General features: G+C 59.1%; 22 protein-coding genes. 9 read left to right on the top strand and 13 right to left on the bottom strand.

Annotated elements, in window-relative coordinates:
• Positions 1–2 precede the first annotated feature (2 nt).
• The 3 genes from NE852_RS04545 to NE852_RS04535 form a co-directional block, all read right to left on the bottom strand.
• Positions 3–1,463, bottom strand: coding sequence for an aldehyde dehydrogenase (locus NE852_RS04545; RefSeq protein ID WP_008529648.1), 1,461 nt, complete (start codon positions 1,461–1,463; stop codon positions 3–5).
• A gap of 2 nt (positions 1,464–1,465) precedes the next feature.
• Positions 1,466–2,278, bottom strand: a complete 813-nt coding sequence (locus tag NE852_RS04540) for an SDR family oxidoreductase (RefSeq protein WP_008529650.1) — start codon at positions 2,276–2,278, stop codon at positions 1,466–1,468.
• A 147-nt stretch (positions 2,279–2,425) separates the two neighbouring features.
• Positions 2,426–3,454, bottom strand: a complete 1,029-nt coding sequence (locus NE852_RS04535; protein WP_008529651.1) for an N-acetylneuraminate synthase family protein — start codon at positions 3,452–3,454, stop codon at positions 2,426–2,428.
• A gap of 649 nt (positions 3,455–4,103) precedes the next feature.
• On the opposite strand from NE852_RS04535, the gene gmd reads away from it, so the two are divergent.
• The 6 genes from gmd (at position 4,104) to rfbA (ending at position 9,766) form a co-directional block, all read left to right on the top strand.
• A complete protein-coding gene (gene gmd, locus NE852_RS04530) occupies positions 4,104–5,186 on the top strand; it encodes a GDP-mannose 4,6-dehydratase (RefSeq protein ID WP_008529652.1) in 1,083 nt (360 codons plus the stop codon).
• A gap of 4 nt (positions 5,187–5,190) precedes the next feature.
• A complete protein-coding gene (locus NE852_RS04525) occupies positions 5,191–6,147 on the top strand; it encodes a GDP-L-fucose synthase (protein WP_008529653.1) in 957 nt (318 codons plus the stop codon).
• Between the two features lie 225 nt (positions 6,148–6,372).
• Positions 6,373–6,939, top strand: a complete 567-nt coding sequence (gene rfbC / locus NE852_RS04520) for a dTDP-4-dehydrorhamnose 3,5-epimerase (protein ID WP_008529658.1) — start codon at positions 6,373–6,375, stop codon at positions 6,937–6,939.
• A gap of 13 nt (positions 6,940–6,952) precedes the next feature.
• Positions 6,953–8,008 (top strand): dTDP-glucose 4,6-dehydratase, encoded by a 1,056-nt coding sequence (gene rfbB / locus NE852_RS04515; RefSeq protein ID WP_258156230.1) that lies wholly within the window; start codon positions 6,953–6,955, stop codon positions 8,006–8,008.
• Position 8,009: 1 nt separating this feature from the next.
• Positions 8,010–8,903: a dTDP-4-dehydrorhamnose reductase gene (rfbD, locus tag NE852_RS04510; RefSeq protein WP_258156229.1), complete on the top strand. Its 894-nt coding sequence runs from the start codon at positions 8,010–8,012 to the stop codon at positions 8,901–8,903.
• Complete coding sequence (gene rfbA, locus NE852_RS04505) at positions 8,900–9,766, top strand: glucose-1-phosphate thymidylyltransferase RfbA (protein WP_008529666.1); 867 nt, start codon at positions 8,900–8,902, stop codon at positions 9,764–9,766. The genes rfbD and rfbA overlap by 4 nt, the downstream gene beginning before the upstream one ends.
• Before the next feature lie 21 nt (positions 9,767–9,787).
• On the opposite strand, the gene NE852_RS04500 is transcribed toward rfbA, so the two are convergent.
• Genes NE852_RS04500 through NE852_RS04490 form a run of 3 tightly spaced genes read right to left on the bottom strand, consistent with a single transcriptional unit; the run spans position 9,788 to position 11,784 of the window.
• On the bottom strand, positions 9,788–10,597 hold the full coding sequence (locus NE852_RS04500; RefSeq protein ID WP_008529667.1) for an anti-sigma factor: 810 nt from the start codon (positions 10,595–10,597) through the stop codon (positions 9,788–9,790).
• Positions 10,594–11,199, bottom strand: a complete 606-nt coding sequence (locus NE852_RS04495; RefSeq protein ID WP_008529668.1) for an RNA polymerase sigma factor — start codon at positions 11,197–11,199, stop codon at positions 10,594–10,596. Before NE852_RS04495 ends, NE852_RS04500 begins: the two co-directional genes overlap by 4 nt.
• A 48-nt stretch (positions 11,200–11,247) precedes the next feature.
• Positions 11,248–11,784, bottom strand: coding sequence for a tetratricopeptide repeat protein (locus NE852_RS04490; RefSeq protein WP_008529669.1), 537 nt, complete (start codon positions 11,782–11,784; stop codon positions 11,248–11,250).
• A gap of 171 nt (positions 11,785–11,955) precedes the next feature.
• Between NE852_RS04490 and NE852_RS04485 the strand changes: the two genes are divergently transcribed.
• The 3 genes from NE852_RS04485 (at position 11,956) to NE852_RS04475 (ending at position 14,829) form a co-directional block, all read left to right on the top strand.
• On the top strand, positions 11,956–13,008 hold the full coding sequence (locus NE852_RS04485; protein ID WP_258156228.1) for a type III polyketide synthase: 1,053 nt from the start codon (positions 11,956–11,958) through the stop codon (positions 13,006–13,008).
• The gene (locus tag NE852_RS04480) at positions 13,005–13,508 is read left to right on the top strand and encodes an isoprenylcysteine carboxyl methyltransferase family protein (protein WP_037172370.1); all 504 of its coding nucleotides are present in this window, start codon (positions 13,005–13,007) and stop codon (positions 13,506–13,508) included. Before NE852_RS04485 ends, NE852_RS04480 begins: the two co-directional genes overlap by 4 nt.
• A gap of 73 nt (positions 13,509–13,581) precedes the next feature.
• A complete protein-coding gene (locus NE852_RS04475; RefSeq protein ID WP_008529676.1) occupies positions 13,582–14,829 on the top strand; it encodes an FAD-binding oxidoreductase in 1,248 nt (415 codons plus the stop codon).
• Here NE852_RS04475 and NE852_RS04470 read toward each other — a convergent pair.
• From NE852_RS04470 to rirA, 7 genes are all read right to left on the bottom strand, one after another.
• Positions 14,819–15,358 (bottom strand): gluconokinase, encoded by a 540-nt coding sequence (locus tag NE852_RS04470; protein WP_008529677.1) that lies wholly within the window; start codon positions 15,356–15,358, stop codon positions 14,819–14,821. The genes NE852_RS04475 and NE852_RS04470 overlap by 11 nt on opposite strands.
• Before the next feature lie 31 nt (positions 15,359–15,389).
• The gene (locus NE852_RS04465; protein ID WP_258156227.1) at positions 15,390–16,343 is read right to left on the bottom strand and encodes a peptide ABC transporter ATP-binding protein; all 954 of its coding nucleotides are present in this window, start codon (positions 16,341–16,343) and stop codon (positions 15,390–15,392) included.
• Positions 16,340–17,356, bottom strand: a complete 1,017-nt coding sequence (locus tag NE852_RS04460) for an ABC transporter ATP-binding protein (protein WP_008529685.1) — start codon at positions 17,354–17,356, stop codon at positions 16,340–16,342. Before NE852_RS04460 ends, NE852_RS04465 begins: the two co-directional genes overlap by 4 nt.
• Positions 17,356–18,246, bottom strand: coding sequence for an ABC transporter permease subunit (locus tag NE852_RS04455; protein WP_008529686.1), 891 nt, complete (start codon positions 18,244–18,246; stop codon positions 17,356–17,358). The genes NE852_RS04460 and NE852_RS04455 overlap by 1 nt, the downstream gene beginning before the upstream one ends.
• 9 nt (positions 18,247–18,255) lie before the next feature.
• Positions 18,256–19,260 carry an ABC transporter permease subunit gene (locus tag NE852_RS04450; RefSeq protein ID WP_008529687.1) on the bottom strand — a complete coding sequence of 335 codons (1,005 nt, stop codon included), beginning with the start codon at positions 19,258–19,260 and terminating at the stop codon, positions 18,256–18,258.
• A gap of 87 nt (positions 19,261–19,347) precedes the next feature.
• Positions 19,348–20,943, bottom strand: coding sequence for an ABC transporter substrate-binding protein (locus tag NE852_RS04445; protein ID WP_008529688.1), 1,596 nt, complete (start codon positions 20,941–20,943; stop codon positions 19,348–19,350).
• Between the two features lie 338 nt (positions 20,944–21,281).
• Positions 21,282–21,764 carry an iron-responsive transcriptional regulator RirA gene (rirA, locus tag NE852_RS04440; RefSeq protein WP_008529689.1) on the bottom strand — a complete coding sequence of 161 codons (483 nt, stop codon included), beginning with the start codon at positions 21,762–21,764 and terminating at the stop codon, positions 21,282–21,284.
• Positions 21,765–21,795 lie beyond the last annotated feature (31 nt).

Here is a 21,795-nt window from a genome sequence, read left to right as displayed (position 1 = left end):
GATCAGAGCATTCCCGTGCGGACCAGGAAGGAGATGTTTTTCAGTTCCGAATACACATCAAGTGCCTCGACCCCAGGCTCGCGCGTGCCATTCCCAGACGATCCAAAGCCTCCGAACGGCATGTGCGGCTCGCTTCCGTAAGTGCCCATATTGACGTTCGCGACGCCGGCCCTGACCCTTTGAGCAAACCACATCGCACGATCGACGTTGCTGGTGTGCACAGCAGCGGTCAATCCGTATTCTGTGGCATTTGCCACGTCCAAAGCCTCCGACATGCTGTCAACAGGGTGAAGTGTTGTCACCGGACCGAAGACTTCCTTGCAGCTGAGCTCCGAGGTGGTAGCAAGACCATCGATGACAGTGGGTTCGACGTAGTAGCCAGCGGCCAACTCCGGTGCGTCCGGTGCGCGTCCCCCACAAAGCACCTGGCCGCCCTGCCCCTTTGCGCGCTCGATGGCGGAAAGCACAGACTGTTGCTGACGAAGGCTAACGAGCGGTCCGAGATCGCATCCGGCGGCAACGCCGAGCGTGAGGCCTTTGGCCTTGGCGGCCAATCGGCTCCGAAACTCGTCGTAGACGGATCTAAAAACCAGCATGCGGCTCCCGGCGGCGCAGCGTTGGCCGGCATTGCTGAAGGCCGACAACGCCGCCCAGTGCACCGCCTGATCGAGATCTGCGTCGTCACAGACAACAAAGGGGTTCTTGCCGCCCAGTTCAAGAGAAACACGGGCGAGTCGCCTACCGGCGACTTCCGCAATCCTGCGGCCTACTCCGGTTGAGCCTGTGAAGCTGATGATGCCGACCCGTTCGTCTGTGACCAACGTCGAGCCAGCCGGCTCGCCGCGTCCATGCACGACGTTGAATACGCCGTCAGGCAACCCTGCCTCCTTAGTCAATTCGGCAAAGAGCTGAGCGATGCGTGGTGAATCTTCGGCGGCCTTTAGGACCACTGTATTGCCGCAGATAAGTGCCGGAAAAGTCTTCCATGCGATGTTGGCGATCGGCGTATTTGCCGGCACGATCAGGCCAGCTACGCCACGAGGCTGGCGCACGGTGTGGCTATATTTGCCGGGCGTGCCTGAGGTGAGCGACCGGGCGTATAGGCGCATACCCTCGCCCGCGAAATATTCCGCCTGCATGATCGCTCCGCCGGTCTCGCCTTTGGCGTCCTGGGGAGGCTTGCCGGTTTCAACCGCAATGCATTCCGCCAGCTCATCGGAACGCCGCTTCATCAGGGCGACGATATCCATCAGAATCTGGCCGCGCTTTACGGGTGTAAGCTCCGCCCACGCTGGGAACGCCGAACGCGCTGTGGTTATCGCTTGCTCAACATCATCCTGCGAAGAGTCAGCCACGTGATAAAGGAGTTCGCCACTGTGCGGATTGAATTTCTCAAGCCATCCTTCGCTCGAGGCGTGGCTGGCCTGGCCGTTGATCCAATTGAGAATGCGAAGCGTCGTCATGTTCAGATTGCCGTCCAGCCGCCGTCGATGATGAGATTAGAGCCCGTCATATATTGGGATGCAGGGCTCGCCAAGAATAACATAGCGCCGTTGTATTCATCGACGCTCGCCATACGACCGATAGGGATCCGGCTGCAGTAAACATCGAGGAAGTCGGGTTCCTGGCTGTTAAAGACGCCCGCGATCGTCAGCGAGTTTACGCGCACGTTGCGCTTCGCCCAATAAGTCGCCAAGTATCGCGTCAGATTCAGGATACCGGATTTCGATGCTGAATAGGCTACGGGCTTGAAGAACACCTCTCCGCGCTTTCGGCGATATTCGTAGAGGCTCTGGTCGGGAGAAACGAGCCCATAAATGGAAGCAACGTTGATGATTGATCCCTTGCCGGCATTGGCCATCTCGGCCCCGAATACCTGGCATGAGAGATAGACGCCCTTGAGGTTCACGTCGATAACCTTGTCCCAAGACGCTTCCGGGTAGTCTTCGAACGGCCCGTTTTCCTCGGGCGGGGCGGAAGGCGGAGAATCGATAGCGGCATTGTTGATGAGAACGGTGGGGGTACCGAATCTACCGGTCACGTCATGAAGCGCCTCCTCCAATGACGCCTTCTTGGTCACATCCGCCGAACAAAACATGAAATTGTCGGGGTATTCGTCCTGCATCGCGAAGCTGCCGGCAGAGGGGCGGAGATCAAGGCCAACAACGCGCGCACTGCGCGCCAGAAAAGCCTTGGCGTACTCGCCGCCCAGTTGGCCGGAAACACCGGTTACAAGGACGATGTCGCCACTCACGTCAAAAAGTCCATCGACATTCATGATTGCCACCTCGTCTCGATGCAGGCCTGACCGGCGGAGAGCGATTGGGCGCCGCTCTCCTTACCCGATCTGCCAACCCCTGGGTTTTTCGGGGAGGTTCCGTATCGAGGCTCGCTGCGTATCCCCTCGAAGCCTCGGAACGGAAGCTCAGCCGAAATCGGAGTATTGAATGGGCTCACCCTTTGCAATATCCCGCTTCACCGTTTTTCCGAGAACCGTGTTGCTCTCCCGCACAGGGATGAAATGAGTATTGAAAATGCGGCCCGAAAGCTTATCCATGGTCAACTCTTCGCCGACGCGAATGTCCGAATATGCGATGATCGACTTGCCCAGCTTTTTGAACACTCTTTCGTTGCCGATCTCGTCCGCCGGCTTCTGAGGCATCATCGCGCGGACGCGTTTGATGTCACGCACGAACTTGCGGAAGCCGTCTGGCTCCAGTGCAAAGCTGTGGTCGGTGCCTTTCCAGGCACGGTTGAGGGTAACGTGCTTTTCGAACACGCGCGCGCCCTTCATGTAGGCAATCGGGCCTGACAACGTCCCGTTGAAGTGATCGGACGAGCCGACGATACAATCCGGAAACTCCTTGATGAGAACCTCAATATTGTCCAGCCCAAGGCGGTTGTACTCGCACGGGTATTCGGAGACGCAGTGCAGGATGGCCAACTGATCGTGATGCTTCAACACTACCTCGACGCTGGACCGAATCTGTTCGATCTTGCCGCCGCCAATGCTCATGACAACGGGCTTACCTAGTTTCGCGATTCGATTGAGGAAGGGAAGGTTGCCAAGATCGAACGAAGCCACTTTCAACAGGTCGACATCAATCTGCTGAAGAATCTCGAGACTTGGCTCGTCGAAGGGTGTCGACATGAACTTCACGCCGTGCTTTTCGCAATCAGCCTTCAGAATAGGCAACCATTCCGGCTTTAGCTCGAGCTTCTCTCGATGAGCGCCATAGGTTTCTGCAAAAGCATTTTCGCTATCATAGCCAGCCGCATAAGCATCCTCCGAAAAAAGGTACCTATTGTTGCGCGTCTGAAACTTGATCGCATCCGCGCCTTCGAATGCATAAATTCGAATATATTCCCGGGCGATATCCAGGTCTCCCTGATGATTTTGGCCCACTTCGGCAATCACGAAGGGCGATTCTTCGAGAACATCTTTGCGAAACATTTTAACCTCTGTCGTTGGATTCTTCTGCAGCCAGCAATTTCGTTGGTCTGGGAGGATGCCCAGGCGGCACGCAGCGTCAATTTCCTATGCTTCTCTCGGCCACCGGGGCGTCAGTTGCAACCTGTGTTTTAAGTTTGGCCGCCGAGTAAGGCCGGATAGTCCCTTCTATTAATCACACCATTTGGAGCGCCGCTACCGTTCGAAACAGCAAACCGCCATCTGAGATCAATGGCTTTGGCCCGTCCGACACGCGGGTAGGAAAGCTGGCAAAAAGCCTAGATCAAGCTCGGCATCAGCCAATAGCGGCGGCTCGCAGAAATGACAAGCCGTTTCGTAACGTTTTACTCATGTGATTCTGCGTGTCCAGGTTTGGGAAGGCCCGACACGACAGGAGCAAAAAATTTTCACCTACCGCGCCGCATTAAAGACGCCGGTGTCGACCTCGATCGTGTGGCCGTCGGAAACTCAGTGAACAAGCCGTAGTTGCGTCGCAAAGCGCGCAGATCATCAAACAGTAGAACGATCCGCTCAAAAAATGGTCCAGCCCAACCTGTTCGTGCTGCCCGAAGGTTGTTCATTTACAATTCGCAGATGCGCGGATACAACGCCCAGCAATTCGAAAGACAATCTACCTTGAGAGACATGTGACATGAAAAGAGCCCTCATCACAGGGATCACGGGCCAGGACGGCTCCTATCTTGCAGAGCTTCTCATCGAGAAGGGATATGAGGTACACGGCATCAAGCGCCGCACGTCCCTCTTCAATACTGACCGTATCGACCACCTCTACCAGGACCCACACGACACCAACCGCAGGCTTGTGCTGCACTACGGGGACATGACGGATTCATCGAGCCTCGTTCGCATCATCCAGCAGGTCCAGCCCGACGAGATCTATAACCTCGCGGCGCAGTCGCATGTCGCCGTCTCATTCGAAGAGCCGGAATATACGGCGAATTCCGACGCGCTCGGCGCGCTGCGCATCCTCGAGGCGATCCGCATTCTCGGCCTTGAGAAGAAGACGCGTTTCTACCAGGCGTCCACTTCCGAACTCTACGGCCTGGTGCAGGAAATCCCGCAACGCGAAACGACCCCTTTCTATCCGCGCTCGCCGTACGCTGTCGCCAAACTCTACGCCTACTGGATCACGGTTAACTATCGGGAAGCCTATGGTTTTTATGCCTGCAACGGCATCCTCTTCAACCACGAGAGCCCCGTGCGTGGCGAGACCTTTGTGACGCGCAAGATCACCCGTGCAATGGCGCGTATCAAGCTTGGCCTTCAGGAATGCCTCTATCTCGGCAACCTGGACGCAAAGCGTGACTGGGGGCATGCCAAAGACTATGTTGAGATGCAATGGCTGATGCTGCAGCAGGACGAGCCGGAGGATTTCGTCATCGCCACTGGCGTGCAGTACAGCGTCCGCGAATTCGTTGACGCCGCGGCGCATGAGATTGGGCTTCCAATCTCATGGAAGGGATCAGGCGCCGAGGAAAAAGGCTACGACGAGAACGGCCGCTGCATCGTCGCGGTCGACCCCCGATACTTCCGTCCCACAGAGGTCGAGACTCTGCTGGGCGATCCGTCGAAGGCGAAGGAAAAGCTCGGCTGGGAACCAAGGATAACCTTTAAGCAGCTTGTTAAGGAAATGATGCGCGAGGATCTTAAGTCCGCAGAGCGGGACGAACTCGTGAAACGCCACGGCTTCTCCGCATACGATTATCACGAGTGATCCGATGAACAGAGACGTGAAGATCTATGTTGCAGGCCATCGAGGCATGGTGGGGTCGGCCATTGTCCGGAGGCTGAAGGCTGGCGGCTACACGAACATCGTCACCAGAAGCCACGCCGAGCTGGATCTCGTCAATCAGGCGGCCGTTGCCGAATTCATGAAGGCGGAGCGGCCGGACTACATCTTCATGGCCGCGGCAAGGGTTGGCGGCATCCATGCAAATAACGTTTATCGTGCCGAGTTCCTCTACCAGAATCTGATGATCGAGACGAATGTTGTTAATGCCGCCTGGCAGGCTGGTGTGGAACGCATGCTTTTTCTTGGCTCGAGTTGCATCTACCCACGCGACTGCCCTCAGCCCATTCGAGAGGAGTATTTGCTGACTGGCCCGCTGGAGCCGACGAACGAGCCTTATGCGATCGCCAAGATAGCGGGGGTCAAGCTCTGCGAGAGCTACAATCGGCAATATGGAACCCGCTATGTCTCGGGGATGCCGACTAATCTGTACGGGCCGAATGACAACTATGATTTGGACAGTAGCCATGTGATGCCGGCCCTGATCAGAAAGGTCCATGAGGCCAAGGTTCGTGGTGATCGGCAACTGGTCGTCTGGGGGTCCGGTCGGCCGATGCGCGAGTTCCTCTATGTCGATGATATGGCTGACGCTTGTGTATTTTTGATGGAAAGCGACGTCAGCGAAGGGCTCATCAATGTCGGGACGGGCGAAGACATCACCATCCGAGAACTTGCCGAGACAATCATGAGGGTCGTCGGCTTCAAGGGTGAGATTGTTTATGATCAGACGAAACCAGACGGAACGCCGCGTAAGCTGATGAGTGTTGACCGTTTGGCGGCACTTGGGTGGAGGGCCACCACATCACTTAGCGATGGCATTACGCAGGCATATGCAGATTTTGTGTCCTGGTCGTTGCTTCCCAGGGCAATTGAATCTCTTGACTAAATAACTTCGACACCGCAATCGAGAGATGTTCCATCATCCGCGAACCAGCGCGGGTACACAAGCTGAGCGTCATTCGTTCTAGCTGCCCGCGCCGAGAATTGAAGCTGGATGAATTGCGTGCCATCTTCATAATAGACGAAGAGAACGCGAAAATCGTTAAGGAGACCTAATAACGAGCCGTATCGAGTTATAGGTCGTGAGCCGGCGATATAGCCTGATGTAAGGATGTACGCGTTGAATCTTGAACAACTCGAGATCGGGGATGTTAAAAGGATCACTCCCGCCAGATTTGGCGACTCAAGGGGCTATTTCAGCGAAGTCTTCAAAGATTCCTGGTTCCGCGCAAATGTGGCCGATGTTACTTTCGTACAGGACAATGAATCCCTTTCAGCGCAACCGGGAACCGTCCGGGGATTGCATTTTCAATTGCCTCCCATCGCACAGGGCAAACTCGTGCGCTGCCTTCGTGGCGCGCTCCTGGATGTGGCCGTCGATATCAGACATAGCTCTCCAACCTACGGAAAATGGGTCTCGGCAGAACTGTCGCCGGAGAACGGCGCACAGCTTTGGGTTCCGACCGGATTTGCGCATGGGTTCATCACACTGCAGCCCGATACGATCATCAGTTACAAGGTGACCGCTCCCTATAGCGCGGAGCATGACCGCGGGGTGCGGTGGGACGATCCCGCCATAGGAATTCGGTGGCCGCTGATGGATGCCTATGTCCTTTCCGATAAGGACAACAAGCAGCCGCTGCTTACCGAACTTCTCCCATATTTTCAATTTTCATAAAGCGGAGAGCCTCATGCGTGTTCTTGTGACGGGTGGCGCTGGCTTCATCGGCTCGGCATTGGTGCGCTATCTCGTCAGCGACATCGGCGCTGAAGTCCTCAATATCGATAAGCTGACCTATGCCGGCAATCTCGCTTCCCTGAAGTCGATCGAGAATGCTCCCAACTACAGGTTTCTCAAAGCGGACATTTGCGACAGAAGCGCAGTCTCGAACGCTTTCCAGGAGTTTCGTCCCGACTACGTCATGCATCTGGCGGCGGAAAGCCACGTCGATCGCTCGATTACCGGCGCGGCAGATTTTATTGAAACGAATATAAACGGCACCTTCAGAATGTTGGAGGCCGCTCGGCAATATTGGCAGGACCTTCCGGCGGATGAAAAGGCGGCCTTCAGGATGCTGCATGTGTCTACCGACGAAGTCTATGGTTCTCTCGGTGAAGTCGGGTCGTTTGCCGAGACGACGCCTTACGATCCGTCCTCTCCTTATTCCGCATCCAAGGCGGCCAGCGATCACCTGGCAATGGCGTGGGAGCGGACTTACGGCCTGCCGGTGATCATTTCTAACTGTTCGAACAATTACGGTCCGTTTCATTTCCCGGAAAAGCTCATTCCTCTCATCATATTGAATGCGCTGGAACGGAAGTCATTGCCCGTCTACGGAAGCGGCTCCAACGTTCGCGACTGGCTCTATGTCGACGACCACGCACGAGCGCTCTGGCTGATCGTCCGGCGAGGCCGTCTCGGCGAAAAATACAATGTCGGCGGGCGCAACGCACGGCGAAACATCGAGGTCGTCGAGCGCGTCTGCGCGATCATGGATGAATTACGGCCGGGACACGCACCGCATAGCGATCTTATAAGCTACGTTATCGATCGGCCGGGACACGATGCCCGCTACGCTATCGATGCGACCAAGCTCGAGACCGAACTCGGCTGGAGCGCGCTGGAGAATTTCGACAGCGGCATTCGCAAGACCGTCGAGTGGTATCTGGAAAATGCATGGTGGTGGCAGCCGCTGCGTTCGGGCGTGTATGGCGGTGAGCGACTTGGCATGTTGAAAAAGGGATGAGATGCGCATCGCGGTAACAGGCAAGAGCGGCCAGGTAACTTCGGCTTTGCAGGCGCTGAAGGTGCCGGGTGTAGAGGTCATCCCCGTAGGAAGGCCGGAGTTGGATTTGCTCAATCCTTCGATGGTGAGCGAAACGATTGCCAGGACCAAGCCTGACGTCGTTGTCTCGGCGGCGGCCTACACTGCCGTCGATAAGGCTGAAAGAGACGAGGCGTCAGCTTTCGCCATCAATCGGGACGGCGCAAAAGCCATCGCTGCTGCGACTGCCGAACTCTCCCTTCCCATCATCCATCTTTCGACCGATTATGTTTTCGACGGAGACAAGTCAGGCCCTTATATCGAGAGCGACCCGGTTGGACCGGTCTCCGTCTACGGCAGATCGAAGCTCGAGGGCGAACATGCCGTTGCCGCAGCGAATGAAAACCATGCGATCCTGCGGACGGCCTGGGTTTATTCAACGTGTGGCCATAACTTCCTGAAAACCATGCTCAGGCTTGCGCAGACGCGAGAGGAGTTGAGCGTTGTGAGTGATCAACTGGGTTGCCCGACCTCAGCCAACGACATCGCTGAGGCTATCGTCAAAATCGCAGCCAGGCTATTAAGCGACTCCAGCCCAGACTTGCGCGGCGTTTTTCATCTGGCCGGCAGCGGCGAAACGAACTGGGCCGAGTTCGCGCGATATATATTTTCCATTCTTGAGGAAAAGACCGGCAGGCGTGTCACTGTCAAGGACATTGCAACCGCTGACTACCCTACAGCCGCCAAACGGCCGGCCAATTCTCGATTGTGCTGCGATAAGTTGAAGCGTCTTTATGGCGTCAGCATGCCGGAGTGGCAGGGATCAACGCAAGCTGCCGTGACGAAGCTCTTGGAAGAGCCGAAGGAGACCACATGAAAGGTATCGTGCTTGCGGGGGGGAGCGGCAGCCGCCTGCACCCGATGACTTATTCTGTCTCAAAGCAGTTGCTTCCGGTCTATGACAAGCCAATGATCTATTACCCGCTGACGACCTTGATGCTGGCAGGCATACGGGAAGTCCTGATCATCTCCACCCCCCACGATTTGCCGCTTTTTCAGCGATTGCTTGGTGATGGCAGTGAATGGGGCATGTCGCTGAGCTACGCCGTGCAGCCGAGTCCCGATGGATTGGCCCAAGCCTACATTATCGGCGCAGACTTCGTAGCGGGCGGACCATCCTGCCTCATCCTCGGAGACAATATCTACTTCGGCCACGGCCTGCCCGAACTGCTTGAAGAGGCTGTGTCTAAAGGCGACGGCGCGACCATATTTGTCTATCACGTTAACGATCCCGAACGCTACGGCGTCGTCGAATTCGGCAGCGATATGACTGCAATTTCGATTGATGAAAAACCGGCGACGCCGAAATCGCGCTGGGCTGTCACCGGTCTTTATTTTTACGATGCAGACGTCGTGGACATAGCAGCCAAATTGAAGCCGTCATCGCGTGGGGAATATGAAATTACCGACGTCAACAAAACCTATCTGGAGCGCGGGAAACTGCGTGTCTCGATGATGGGCCGCGGATACGCCTGGCTGGATACAGGCACTCCCGAAAGCCTGCTCGAAGCCGGCGAGTTCGTGCGCACGCTTGAAAAACGCCAGGGCTTCAAAATTGCCTGCCCGGAGGAAATTGCGCTCGCAAAGGGCTTCATAACGAAGCCGGATTTCGCCAGAATTGCTGCGAAAGCGGGTAAAGGGGATTATGGCCAATATCTGCGCGGTCTGTTGGACGAATAGTCGCGACTGCCGAGCAAAGGGTCAGGCTGAAAGCCTGCTTCGGACGTTCTCCGCCAGTTCCTGCACCCGGTCAGCCGGGATGCGGCCAATCAGCATGAAGGCGTGCGTCGCGTTCGACCAGTAGACGACGTTCATACCCTTGCGGTTTTCGAGGTCCGGCGCATTGGGCCCCGCATCCGACATGACGATGCAGAGCGCCACCGGGCCGGTTTCAGGGTCGAGATAGGCGATCTGGGCGAGCGGTTTACCGTCATATTGCAGCAGCAGCGCGCGTTTGAAATCGATGCCGGGAAGTGAGACGGCTTCCGGGGAGAGCGATAGGCCGAGCTTTTCGTCGAGGCTGGCGAGTTGGGCGGCTTGGATTTCCCTCCCGGGCACGGGGCCGGTGAGCGTTTCCGGAGTGTAGAGCGAGATATATTCGGCGACCACGGCACGCCATTCGCTGTTTTCGTCCTTTGCCGAAAAGCCTCTGCCGATACCGATGCCGATGACGGCGCGGTCGATGGCGATGCCGGCGACGAGCGAGGCGGCGAGCGCGCCGAGGAAGCGGCGGCGGGTTGCGACTGGTGGTACGGAAGCGGATTTTGCGCTCTTCTGCTCGGGAATGGCGGCGAGCATTCTCTCCAGCTTCTCGCGCGGGGCTTCGGACAGCAGCGGGGCGAACGCCTGCGCAAACGGCAGGTTGGCGCGGGCAAGGAATTCTAGGCGTTCGGCGACGCCTTCGTCTTCGGTGATGAGCGCTTCGATGCGCGCGGCCTCTTCGGCGGTCAGTTCGCCGTCGATGAAGGCGGTCAGGTCCTCGTCTGAGGGAATGGTGTGTTTCGTGTTCATTGCCGTTCCCCTTCCGATCCGGCGCCTGAGAGCTTGGCGCGGGCAGCCGCGAGCCGGCTCATCACGGTTCCGATCGGGATATCCAGTATGCCTGCAACCTCGCGATAGGAAAGTCCTTCCACATAGGCGAGGAAAACCGCTGTCCTTTGCGCCTCGGGTAGTGCACTCACCTGCTTCAGCACCTGCCCCGCCATCACATGCGTTTCGGTATTGTGGGCGCCGTCGAAGGTCAGCGTCTCCCCCGCATCGACGAACCCTTGGCCCTGGCGAACGCGCCGCGAACGAACCTCGTTCAGCCAGATCGAATGCAGGATCGAAAAGAGCCAGCGATCGAGCCGGGTGCCGGGCACGAATTGATCGGACCGCTCCAGCGCTCGAAGGCAGGTCGCCTGCACCAGGTCGTCGGCAACATCGCGCTGATGCGAGAGAACGAGACCATAACGCCAGAGCCGCGCCAGATTTTCCGTCAGGCCGCTCCTGATATCCGCTTCGCTCGCGATGGCCGCCTCCGCCGGTCTTGCGTCTTTTGGAATCGCCGGGCGAACCGGCGATTCTATCCTCGCGTGACTATAGGCAGGAAATGTGGTGTGCGCGACCGACATTCGGATGTGCCTTTCCCTGGTTCCGTCTTCCTGCCCGTGTCCTACCGATCAGATCTTCGACGGGTCGAGAATTGCCTCGTTCAGATCCTGATATTCCTCGCAGGTGGTGCCGCAGATCGTCTTGATCGTATTCAACTGGTCCTTGGCGAGGTCGAGCTGGCCCTTGATGACATAGGCTTCGCCAAGATATTCGCGGACCTTGGCGTATTGCGGATCGATCTTCACCGACTTGAGGTAATAGGAAATGCCTTCGTCGGTGCGGCCGAGCTTGCGTGTGGCGTAACCACGATAGTTCAGCACTTCGGCCGTGTTCTGGTCCTTGACCGTGTCGAGCATGGCAAGCGCTTCTTCATAGCGACCGTCCTTGGCCAGCGAATAGGCATAATCGGTACGGTTCTCGTCGGAGACGTTCGCGCTCTGCTGCTTGACGCACTTCTTGGTCTTCTGATCGTAGATCTCGCCCTTCTTGCAGGTCGGCATGGTGCTGCTGTCATTGCCGGCCGCAAAGACCGGGCCGGAGAAAAGAGAAGCGGCAAGGCAGCCGCCGATAAGGATGGAGGCGATGCGGACTGTCGTGAGCGTCATGGGAAAACTCCTCTAGAAGTGACGTTGCGAGGAGAAAACACCGCTGCATCGGGCTTTATTCGGCAGCCGCTCTATTTTCTTCATCACAGCTTCGTGAAGCGACCCAGATCGAATAAATCATCGACACTGCGTGTTCTCAGTCGTTGCGCCGGGAACGACAAGGAGAATTCAGTGACCGATACCGTAAAACTCGTCAGCCTCGCCGTCGCCGCACCCGAACATGTCATTTTCCAAAGTCAGGCAGCCGAAGCCTCGGCCCGGCTGTTTGCCAATCGTTTCGAGGATTTCCGTCATCTTGCCCGCGTCTTCGACAGCGCCGGCATTGAAAAACGCCATGCGGCGCGACCGCTTGCCTGGTTCGACGAGCCGCATGGCTGGCAGGACCGGATGCAGGCCTATGGAGAGGTGGCGGGTGCGTTGTTCGTCGAGACCGCCACCTCCGCACTTCGTCAGGCAAGGCTTGAAGCCGGCGATGTCGATTGTGTCGTTACGGTTTCGTCCACGGGCTTCACGACGCCGAGCCTCGATGCGCAGCTTGCCCGGCGAATGGGCTTCAGGGCCGATATCGAGCGTGTGCCGGTCTTCGGGCTTGGATGTGCCGCCGGTGTCTCCGGCTTTGCGATCGCCTCGCGGCTGGCGCGCAGCCGCCCGGGCGCCGTCGTGCTGTTCGTCTCGATCGAACTCTGCACGCTTGCCTTCCGGCTGGACGAATTGACGCGGCCAAACATCATCGCCACAGCGCTTTTCGGCGATGGCGCTGCGGCTTGCGTGCTTCGCGCGGGGGGCGATGGGCTGGCCGAAGTGGAATCGACCGGAGAGCATCTCTTTCCCGACACGCTCGATATCATGGGCTGGAAGATCGATGACGGCGGTTTCGGCATCGTGCTGGCGCAATCGCTGCCCCCCTTTGCCGAACGGGAGCTCGGGCCGGCCGTTACGGGCATTCTGGCGCGAAACGGATTGAAGGTGGGGGATATCGGCCGCTTCATCTGCCATCCCGGCGGCATGAAGGTCCTCGCCGCAATGGAGAGCGCGCTTTCGCTGGTGCCGGGCACGCTCGATCATGAACGTGCCGTGCTTGCCGACTACGGCAACATGTCCTCGCCGACGATCCTGTTCGTGCTGGAGCGGGCAATCCGGGCCGGATTGCCGGAACGTGCGGCGATGATCGCCATGGGGCCGGGCTTTACGGCGAGCTGCGTCACGCTCCGGAGGGGCGCATGATGTGGCCGTCGATCGCGCTCCTTTCATTCGTGACGCTGCAGCGCCTGGGCGAACTCGTGCTCGCCCGGCGCAACACTGCCGCCCTTCTTGCCAGAGGCGCCAGAGAAGTCGCGCCGGAGCACTACCCCTTCATGGTGGCGCTGCATGCGGGCTGGATCATCGGCCTGTGGTTGCTGGCGCCCGGCAGACCGGTCGCGATCCTCTGGTTTGTCGTGTTCATGGGCCTGCAGGGGCTGCGGCTCTGGGTACTGGCGACGCTGAGGGACCGCTGGACAACGCGCATCATCATTCTGCCCGGCGCGCCGCTCATCAGGTCCGGCCCCTATCGCCTCCTGCGGCATCCGAACTATGCGATCGTCATCGGCGAGATCGCCGCCCTTCCTCTCGCCTTTGGCCTGCCGCTTTACGCGGTCGTCTTCTCGCTTCTCAACGCCTGTGTTCTTTACATCCGGGTGAAGGCCGAAAATGCCGCACTGGAAAGCGCAATGATTTTGAAATGAATGCAATTTTTCGTTTGCGCGCCAATATCGGCACGGGCATTTTCAGCCGACAGCAAAGCGGAATTCAGGGAAAATGACGAAGAACGCAATCGTGCTCGGCGCCGGCATTGTCGGGGTTTCCACGGCCATCCATCTTCAGCTGCGCGGCCGGCAGGTGACGCTGATCGACCGCAAGGATCCAGGCAACGAGACCTCCTACGGCAATGCCGGGCTGATCCAGCGGGAAGGTGTCGCGCCTTACGGCTTTCCCCAACAGCTCGGGCTTTTGCTGCGTTATGCCCTGAACAACCGCATCGATGCGCATTATCACCTCAGCACCCTGCCGAGCCAGATCGCCTTTCTCGCCCGCTATTGGTGGAACTCCAATGCCCGACGCCACGCCATCATCACCCGCGCCTACGCGCCGCTGATCGAAAATTCGATTGCGGAACACAAGGATCTGATCGAGGCGTCGCAAGCGCAAGCGCTGATCCGCAAGGACGGCTGGATCAAGCTTTTCCGGACGCAGGCGAAGCGTGACGAGGCTCTCTCGGAGGCCACACTTTGGCGCAACGAGTTCGGTGTGGACTACGACAGCCTGACTGCGGGCGATATCGCCCGCATGGAGCCCGATCTTACCGGTGATTTTGCCGGCGGCATCCGCTGGCGCGATCCCTGGTCGGTACTCGACCCGCACGCGCTGACATCGGCTTATCGCCGCTATTTCGAAAGCCTGGGCGGCCGGTTCGTCACAGGAGACGCCGCCTCGTTCGGTCAGTTCGGTTCCGGCTGGAAAATCATGACCGGGGAAGGCCCGCTCGAGGCGGATGATGCGGTGATCGCGCTCGGTCCCTGGGCGGCGGTCGCCACCCGACGACTCGGCTATTCCTTCCCGCTCGGGGTCAAGCGCGGCTATCACATGCATTATGCCCCCGAGGGCAATGCCGTGCTCAACAACTGGACGCTCGATGCCGAACGCGGCTATTTGCTGGCGCCGATGAGCCGCGGCATCCGTCTGACGACGGGAGCGGAGTTCGCGACGCTGGATGCGCCGAAGACGCCGGTCCAGCTCGATCGCGCCGAAGCCGTGGCCCGCACGATCTTCCCGCTCGGCAAAAGGCTCGATCCCGAACCCTGGATGGGCGCGCGTCCCTGCACGCCCGACATGATGCCGATTATCGGCAAGGCGCCGCGCCACCAGGGCCTGTGGTTCGCCTTCGGCCATGCCCATCACGGGCTGACACTCGGACCGGTGACCGGCCGCGTGCTTGCGGAGCTTGTCACCGGCGAGACGCCGTTCATCGATATTGCGGCCTATTCGCCGGAGCGTTTCAAGCCGTGACGCCGAACTCCGCGAGGTCTCTGAGGGCCGTCGCGGTGATGCCTTCCATCGTATCGTCGATGTCGACGGTGACGACGCCTTGTTCGCGCGTGGGCACCTCGAGTGTCGCCAGTTGGCTTTCGAGCAGCGAGGTCGGCATGAAATGTCCTTTGCGCTCGCCCATGCGGCGCGTCAGCAGGGCCTTGGAACCTTCGAGATAGACGAAGAAGAGAGTGCCGCCGGTAGCAGCCCGCAGCCTGTCGCGGTAGATGCGCTTCAGCGCCGAGCATGAAACGATGATGCCCTCGCCCTTCGCCAGCGAGGCCTTCATTTCCTCGCCGATGCGGTCGAGCCAGGGCATCCGGTCCTCATCGGTCAGCGGAATGCCCTTCGACATCTTCTCGACATTGGAAGCCGGGTGAAGCGCATCGCCTTCGACGAAATGCAGATGAAGCGCTTCGGCGAGCTTTTCGCCGACGGAGGATTTGCCACAGCCGCTCACCCCCATGACGATGATCGCATGGGGTTTGTTCATCCGCATATCCGGCATGCTTCCTCTCCCGGGCCCTACGGCTTCCCGCTCAGTCGAGCGGGAAGTGACAGGCATATTGTTGTGCGCCTTCTCCCCTTAGTTCGGGAGAAACCTGGCGGCAATAGTCCTGCGCCTTCCAGCAGCGCGGATTGAAGTGGCAGCCCGACGGCGGCTTCAAAGGCGAGGGCAGCTCTCCCTGCAGGCGGATGCGGTTCTTCGCGCGTTCGGGATCGGCGATTGGCGTCGCCGACAGCAAGGCTGCGGTATAGGGGTGGCGCGGCCTTGCAAAGACCTCGGCGGCAGGGCCGGTTTCGACGGGGCGGCCGAGATACATCACCATTACCTCGTCGGCGATGTGATGGACGACGGAGAGGCCGTGCGAGATGAAGAGATAAGCCAGCCCCATCTCCTTCTGCAGGTCCATCAGCAAGTTCAGCACTTGCGCCTGGATCGACAGATCGAGGGCCGAAACCGGTTCGTCGAGCACCAGCACCTTCGGCCGCAGCATCAGTGCGCGGGCGATAGCGATACGCTGGCGCTGGCCGCCGGAGAACATGTGGGGATAGCGGCCGTGATGTTCCGGACGCAGGCCGACGCGGGCCATCATCTCCTCGACCTTGCGGCGGCGGGAGCCAGCATCGAGATCGGTGTTGATCTTCAGCGGCTCATCGAGGATGGTGCCGACCTTCTGGCGCGGATTGAGCGAACCGTAAGGGTTCTGGAAAACGATCTGCACCTGGCTGCGCAGACTGCGATCGCCGATCCGGGCGGGCTTGCCGTCGATCAGCAGTTCTCCGGCCGTCGGATCCTCGATCATCGTGACCAGGCGGGCGAGCGTCGACTTGCCGCAGCCGGATTCGCCAACGACGGCGAGCGTCTTGCCGGAATGGAGGCTGAAGCTGACGCCGTTCAGCGCCTTGACGGTCGCATCCGCTTTGAAGAGACCGCGGTTGACGGTGTAGAAACGGGCGAGATCCCTGCCCTCGAGAACAGCGCCCGTCATACCAGATCTCCTGCAGTTTGAACGGCCATGACGCCGGGATGCCCGAGCGGCTTGCCGTCCTTCAAAGGATAGTTGCATAGCGCCAGGCCAAGCTCCGGGCCTTGACGGACGACGCCGCGTTCGCATTCGACCGTTCCGTAGCCGCAGCGCGGCGCGAAAAGACAGCCTGTCGGGCGGCCGTGCTGGCCGGGAACAACGCCGGCGATCGAGGGAAGACGGTGGCCGACTTCCGCGCGTTCCGGCAGGGCGGCAAGCAACGCTGCCGTATACGGATGATGCGGATCGCGAAACAGCGCCTTGACCGGCTGCTCCTCGACCTTCTGGCCGGCATATTGCACCTGCACACGCTCGGCGGTTTCGGCGACAACACCCATGTCATGAGTGATCAGCACCAGCGCCATGCCCTGCTCTTTCTGCAGGCGGACGAGCAAATCGAGGATCTGCGCCTGGATCGTCACGTCGAGCGCGGTGGTCGGCTCGTCGGCGATCAGGAGCTTCGGATTGCAGGCGAGCGCCATGGCGATCATGACGCGCTGGCTCATGCCGCCCGACATCTGGTGCGGGAAGTTCGACAGGCGGTCTTCGGGCGCCGGAATGCCAACGAGATTGAGGAGCTCGATCGAGCGTTCGCGGCGTTCCTTGCGATTGAGGCCCATATGGACGCGCAGCGTCTCGCCGAGCTGGAAGCCGACCGTGAAGCACGGATTGAGGCTCGACATCGGCTCCTGGAAGATCATCGCCATGTCCTTGCCGACGATCTTGCGGCGCTGGCGGGCGGAAATGCCGCGCAGATCCTGGCCGTCGAACTGCATGCGGTCGGCAGTGATTTTGGCCGTCCACGGCAGAAGGCCCATCAGGGCCAGCATGGCGACGGATTTACCCGAGCCGGATTCGCCGACGACCGAGAGGATTTCACCCTTGTCGCAGGTAAGCGATACGCCATCGACAGCGCGGAAGAGACCGGATGATGTCTGGAATTCGACGGTCAGATTTTCGATTTCGAGAAGTGCCATCACGACCTCTTCAGCTTGGGGTCAAGCGCATCGCGCAGGCCGTCGCCCATCAGATTGATGGCGAGAACGGTCACGAGGATGGCAAGACCCGGGAATGTTACGACCCACCAGGCGCGCGAGATGAACTCACGGGATTCGGCGAGCATCGTACCCCATTCGGGTGTCGGCGGCTGGGCGCCCATGCCGAGGAAGCCGAGGGCGGCGGCATCGAGGATCGCCGCCGAGAAGGCGAGCGTCGCCTGGACGATGAGCGGCCCGAGACAGTTCGGCAGGATCGTCTTGAACATCAAACGCAGCGTGCCGGCACCGGCAACGCGCGAGGCAATCACATATTCCTTCTCACGCTCGGTTATGACCGAGGCGCGCGTCAACCGCACGAAATGCGGCTGGTTGACCAGCGAAATCGCAATCATCGCATTGGTGAGACCTGGGCCTAGCACCGCCACCAGCACGAGCGCCAGCAGCAGCGACGGGAAAGCCAGGATGATGTCCATCAGGCGCATGATCGCCGTATCGATCCTGCCGCGGAAATAGCCCGCGACGAGGCCGATCAGCACGCCGCATATGACAGAAAGCGTGACGACGACGACGCCGATGAAGAGAGAGAAACGCGCGCCATAGATCAGGCGCGAGAGAATGTCGCGGCCGACGGCATCCGTTCCGAGCGGGAAGGATGCGCTGCCGCCCTCCATCCAGGCCGGCACCGCGAGCAGCACCGCGCGGTTCTGCTCGTTCGGCGCATGCGGCGCAAAGAACGGCGCGAAGACTGCGACGACCAGAATGATGGCGAAAACGACGAGGCCGATGACGGCGCCTTTGTTGCGCGAGAAATAATGCCAGAACTCCGCAAGAGCGGATGGCTGGCCGGTTTTAACGGTGACCGTGCTCATGGACCGCTCCTAGTGACGAATACGCGGATTGATGAAGCCGTAGGTAACATCAACAATCAGATTGACGATCATGATGACGCCGGCGATCAGCAGAAGGCCGCCCTGGACCACGGCATAGTCGCGCTTGAACACCGAATCGACCATCCATTTGCCGATGCCTGGCCAGGAGAAGATCGTCTCGGTAAGAATGGCGCCGGCAAGCAGAACGCCGATCTGCAGGCCGATCGTGGTGACAACGGGGATCATCGCATTGCGCAGCGCATGCACGCCGACAACGCGCAGGGGTTTCAGCCCTTTCGAACGGGCGGTGCGGACATAATCCTCACCCAGGACCTCGAGCATCGCCGAGCGGGTCTGACGCGCGATGACGGCAAGCGGAATGGTCGCCAGCACGATCGTCGGCAGGATGAGATAGCTGACGGCCGAGGCGAAGGCTCCCTTCTGGCCCGACAGCAGGCTGTCGATCAGCATGAATCCGGTAACCGGCTTGAAGAAATACATCAGCGAGATGCGGCCGGAAACCGGTGTCCAGCCGAGATAGCCGGAGAAGAAGATGATGAGCAGCAGGCCCCACCAGAAGATCGGCATGGAATAACCGATGAGGGCGACACCCATGACACTCTGATCGAACCACGTGCCTCGCTTGACGGCCGCAAAGACGCCAGCGGGCACACCAAGACAGACGGCAAGGATGATGGCGCAGAACGAAAGCTCCAGCGTTGCCGGGAACAATGTGAAGAACTCACCGAGAACCGGCCGCTTGGTGACGATCGAGGTGCCGAGATCGCCGTGCAGCACTTTAACGAGATAGTCGAAATACTGCACATAGACGGGCCGGTCGAAGCCGAGATCGTGCATGATCTGGGCGTGACGTTCCGGCGCCATGACGCGCTCACCCGACAGAAGCATGACCGGGTCGCCGGGAATCAGGCGGATGAACGAGAAGGCTATCAGTGAAACGCCGAGGAACGTCGGGATCAGTACCGCGAGACGGCCGATGAAAAAACGCAACATAGCAGGTTTTCCAATAGTTTCCGGCGGTCAGGGGGACCTGACCGCCGGCCGCACCCGGCGTTAACCGGGCAGTTTACAGATTTTTTATTATTCGGAAATGTCCACACCGTCGAAACGGTGAATTCCGAGCGGATCCATGAAGAAGCCCGAGACCTTCTTGCTCATCGGAACGAAGACCAGCGAGTGGTCGAGCGTGTTCCAGGGCGCCTCCTTCTTGAAGATCAGCTGGGCCTGCTCATAGGCCTTCGTGCGTTCGGCAACGTCGGCCGTTTCCTTGGCCTTCGTCATCAGATCGTCGAATTCCTTGTTGCACCACTGAGCGCGGTTGTTGCCGCCGACAGCGTCGCAGCCAAGCAACGTATCCATGAAGTTGTCAGGGTCGCCGTTGTCGCCGGTCCAGCCGAGGATGACGGCACCGTCGCGCTTCTTGTCGGACGAGAGCTTCAGATATTCGGCCCATTCATGGGTGACGATCTCCGCATCGACACCGACCTTGGCCAAGTCGGCCTGCATCAATTCTGCGGCGCGACGCGCGTTCAGCATGTACGGACGCGAAACCGGCATCGCCCAGATCTTCATCTTCAGACCCTTGACGCCTGCATCCGCCAGCATCTTCTTCGACGCTTCGGGATCGTACTTGTCGTCGACGACGGCGTCGTTATACGACCACATGGTCGGCGGGATCGGGTTCTTGGCAACGGCCGCGGCACCCTGGAAGACGGCATCGACGATCGCCTGCTTGTTGATCGCCATGTTCAGCGCCTTGCGGACTTCGGCCTTGTCGAAAGGAGCGATCAAGGTGTTGTAGGCGAGGTACGAGACGTTCAGGCCGGCCTGCTCCTGAACGACCAGATTTCCGTCCTTCTTCAGTTCGGCGACGTCAGCCGCATTCGGATAAGGGATGAGGTGGCATTCGCCGGCCTTCAGCTTCTGGGCGCGCACGGCGGCGTCAGAGGTGATGGCGAAAACCAGATCGTCGATCTTTTCCTTGCCCTTGAAATAGGTTTCGTTCGCCTTGTAGCGGATGACGGCATCCGGCTGGTAGGCGACGAAGGTGAACGGGCCGGTACCGAGCGGCTGCTGGTTCATCTGCGCCATCTTGCCGTCGGCGGCGAGCTTGTCGGCATATTCCTTGGAAATGATCGAGGCGAAGTCCATGGCGAGGTCGGCGAGGAACGGCGCCTCCGGGTGGTTGAGCGTGAACTTGACCGTCAGGTCATCGACCTTCTCGACCGACTTGATCAGGTCGGGGAAGCCCATGCCGGCTGCATATTCGTAGGAGCCGCCCTCGACATACTTATTCCACGGATTGTCAGCCTTGAGCTGGCGCTCGAAGGAGAAGATGACGTCGTCGGCGTTGAAATCGCGCGACGGCGTGAAGAAGTCGGTGGTCTGGAACTTGACGCCGGGATGAAGCTTGAAGGTGTATTCCTTGCCATCGGCCGAAACGCTCCAGCTGTCGGCCAGACCCGGTTCGATCTCGGTGCCGCCATGCTTGAATTCGACGAGGCGGCTATAGACCGTGCGCGACGAGGCGTCGAAGGTCGTGCCTGCCGTGTAGAGGCTCGGGTCGAAGCCTTCCGGCGAACCCTCGGAGCAATAAACAAGGGTCTTGGACCAGGCCGACGTTGCCATGACCGAAATCAGGGCCGTCGCTGCCAGCATGACAGAGATCTTTTTCATAATATTGTTTCCCGGTTGTTCTTTTTTGATGTTTGGAGACCGTAGATTGGCATCCCGATCGACGGTCGATGGAACGACATTTATCTACTGAAAGCAACGGGCTACGGAGAAAATTTTTCCAGCTGGACAATTTTAGAAATTTTCGGTCAAAAATTGGCCTCACTTGGAAATATTCGCACAAAAACAGCCAGAATTTTGTCGCATTTGGTATATTTGCCCCTCCCTGGGCGACACGTAATCGTCACTTTCCCGCATTGCCAAGAGGGGCAAAACACGACAAAAGAAAAACCGCGATTGCCGGGGCAATCGCGGTTTTACAAGTCTATCCTGGTCTTACTTCAGGCCGCGGGAGCGACAACCGCGGGTTTGCGGTATTCCTTCTCGCCGGTGAGCCCGAGAAGGAAGTTGATCTGCGGACGCGCCTTGACGAGGTCGTCGATCGTATATTCCGAAAGCACGCCGAAAAAGGCGTTCAGCGCCTTGCGCAGGGCGGAGTTCAGGCCGCAGCTGTCGACCAGCGGACATTCGACCATGCCGTCGTCTTCGAAGCATTCGGCCATGGCGAAACTGTCTTCCGTCACGCGCACGACATCGAAAAGAGTGATCTCGGCCGCCGGCTTACCCAAGCGCACGCCGCCGTTGCGACCGCGCACGGTCTCGACGAGGCCCGCCTTGTTGAGCGGCTGAAGAATCTTGAAAAGAAAGAGCTCCGAGACGCCATAGGCCTTGGCGATTTCCGGAATCCGGCTCAGGTGCCCCTCGTTGGCGGCACAATACATCAACATGCGAACCGCGTAGTTCGTCTGCTTCGTCAACCGCATGCCGATCTCCTGACTCGTGCCTGTTCAGACC

Origin of the sequence: Rhizobium sp. Pop5 (genome assembly GCF_024721175.1) — a bacterium.
Lineage (GTDB): Bacteria > Pseudomonadota > Alphaproteobacteria > Rhizobiales > Rhizobiaceae > Rhizobium.
The sequence above is the reverse complement of the archived record's forward strand: the minus strand, read 5'-3'. Positions and strand labels throughout refer to the sequence as shown.

Bases quoted from the DNA above. Each gene is read 5' to 3' on its own strand.
- gmd (WP_008529652.1), top strand. From the start codon at position 4,104: ATGAAAAGAGCCCTCATCACAGGGATCACGGGCCAGGACGGCTCCTAT.
- NE852_RS04495 (WP_008529668.1), bottom strand. From the start codon at position 11,199: ATGTCGGTCGCGCACACCACATTTCCTGCCTATAGTCACGCGAGGATA.
- rfbC (WP_008529658.1), top strand. From the start codon at position 6,373: ATGTACGCGTTGAATCTTGAACAACTCGAGATCGGGGATGTTAAAAGG.
- NE852_RS04455 (WP_008529686.1), bottom strand. From the start codon at position 18,246: ATGAGCACGGTCACCGTTAAAACCGGCCAGCCATCCGCTCTTGCGGAG.
- rfbB (WP_258156230.1), top strand. From the start codon at position 6,953: ATGCGTGTTCTTGTGACGGGTGGCGCTGGCTTCATCGGCTCGGCATTG.
- NE852_RS04475 (WP_008529676.1), top strand. From the start codon at position 13,582: ATGACGAAGAACGCAATCGTGCTCGGCGCCGGCATTGTCGGGGTTTCC.
- rfbD (WP_258156229.1), top strand. From the start codon at position 8,010: ATGCGCATCGCGGTAACAGGCAAGAGCGGCCAGGTAACTTCGGCTTTG.
- NE852_RS04525 (WP_008529653.1), top strand. From the start codon at position 5,191: ATGAACAGAGACGTGAAGATCTATGTTGCAGGCCATCGAGGCATGGTG.
- rirA (WP_008529689.1), bottom strand. From the start codon at position 21,764: ATGCGGTTGACGAAGCAGACGAACTACGCGGTTCGCATGTTGATGTAT.
- rfbA (WP_008529666.1), top strand. From the start codon at position 8,900: ATGAAAGGTATCGTGCTTGCGGGGGGGAGCGGCAGCCGCCTGCACCCG.
- NE852_RS04490 (WP_008529669.1), bottom strand. From the start codon at position 11,784: ATGACGCTCACGACAGTCCGCATCGCCTCCATCCTTATCGGCGGCTGC.
- NE852_RS04450 (WP_008529687.1), bottom strand. From the start codon at position 19,260: ATGTTGCGTTTTTTCATCGGCCGTCTCGCGGTACTGATCCCGACGTTC.
- NE852_RS04500 (WP_008529667.1), bottom strand. From the start codon at position 10,597: ATGAACACGAAACACACCATTCCCTCAGACGAGGACCTGACCGCCTTC.
- NE852_RS04540 (WP_008529650.1), bottom strand. From the start codon at position 2,278: ATGAATGTCGATGGACTTTTTGACGTGAGTGGCGACATCGTCCTTGTA.
- NE852_RS04535 (WP_008529651.1), bottom strand. From the start codon at position 3,454: ATGTTTCGCAAAGATGTTCTCGAAGAATCGCCCTTCGTGATTGCCGAA.
- NE852_RS04470 (WP_008529677.1), bottom strand. From the start codon at position 15,358: ATGCCGGATATGCGGATGAACAAACCCCATGCGATCATCGTCATGGGG.
- NE852_RS04460 (WP_008529685.1), bottom strand. From the start codon at position 17,356: ATGGCACTTCTCGAAATCGAAAATCTGACCGTCGAATTCCAGACATCA.
- NE852_RS04480 (WP_037172370.1), top strand. From the start codon at position 13,005: ATGATGTGGCCGTCGATCGCGCTCCTTTCATTCGTGACGCTGCAGCGC.
- NE852_RS04465 (WP_258156227.1), bottom strand. From the start codon at position 16,343: ATGACGGGCGCTGTTCTCGAGGGCAGGGATCTCGCCCGTTTCTACACC.
- NE852_RS04445 (WP_008529688.1), bottom strand. From the start codon at position 20,943: ATGAAAAAGATCTCTGTCATGCTGGCAGCGACGGCCCTGATTTCGGTC.
- NE852_RS04545 (WP_008529648.1), bottom strand. From the start codon at position 1,463: ATGACGACGCTTCGCATTCTCAATTGGATCAACGGCCAGGCCAGCCAC.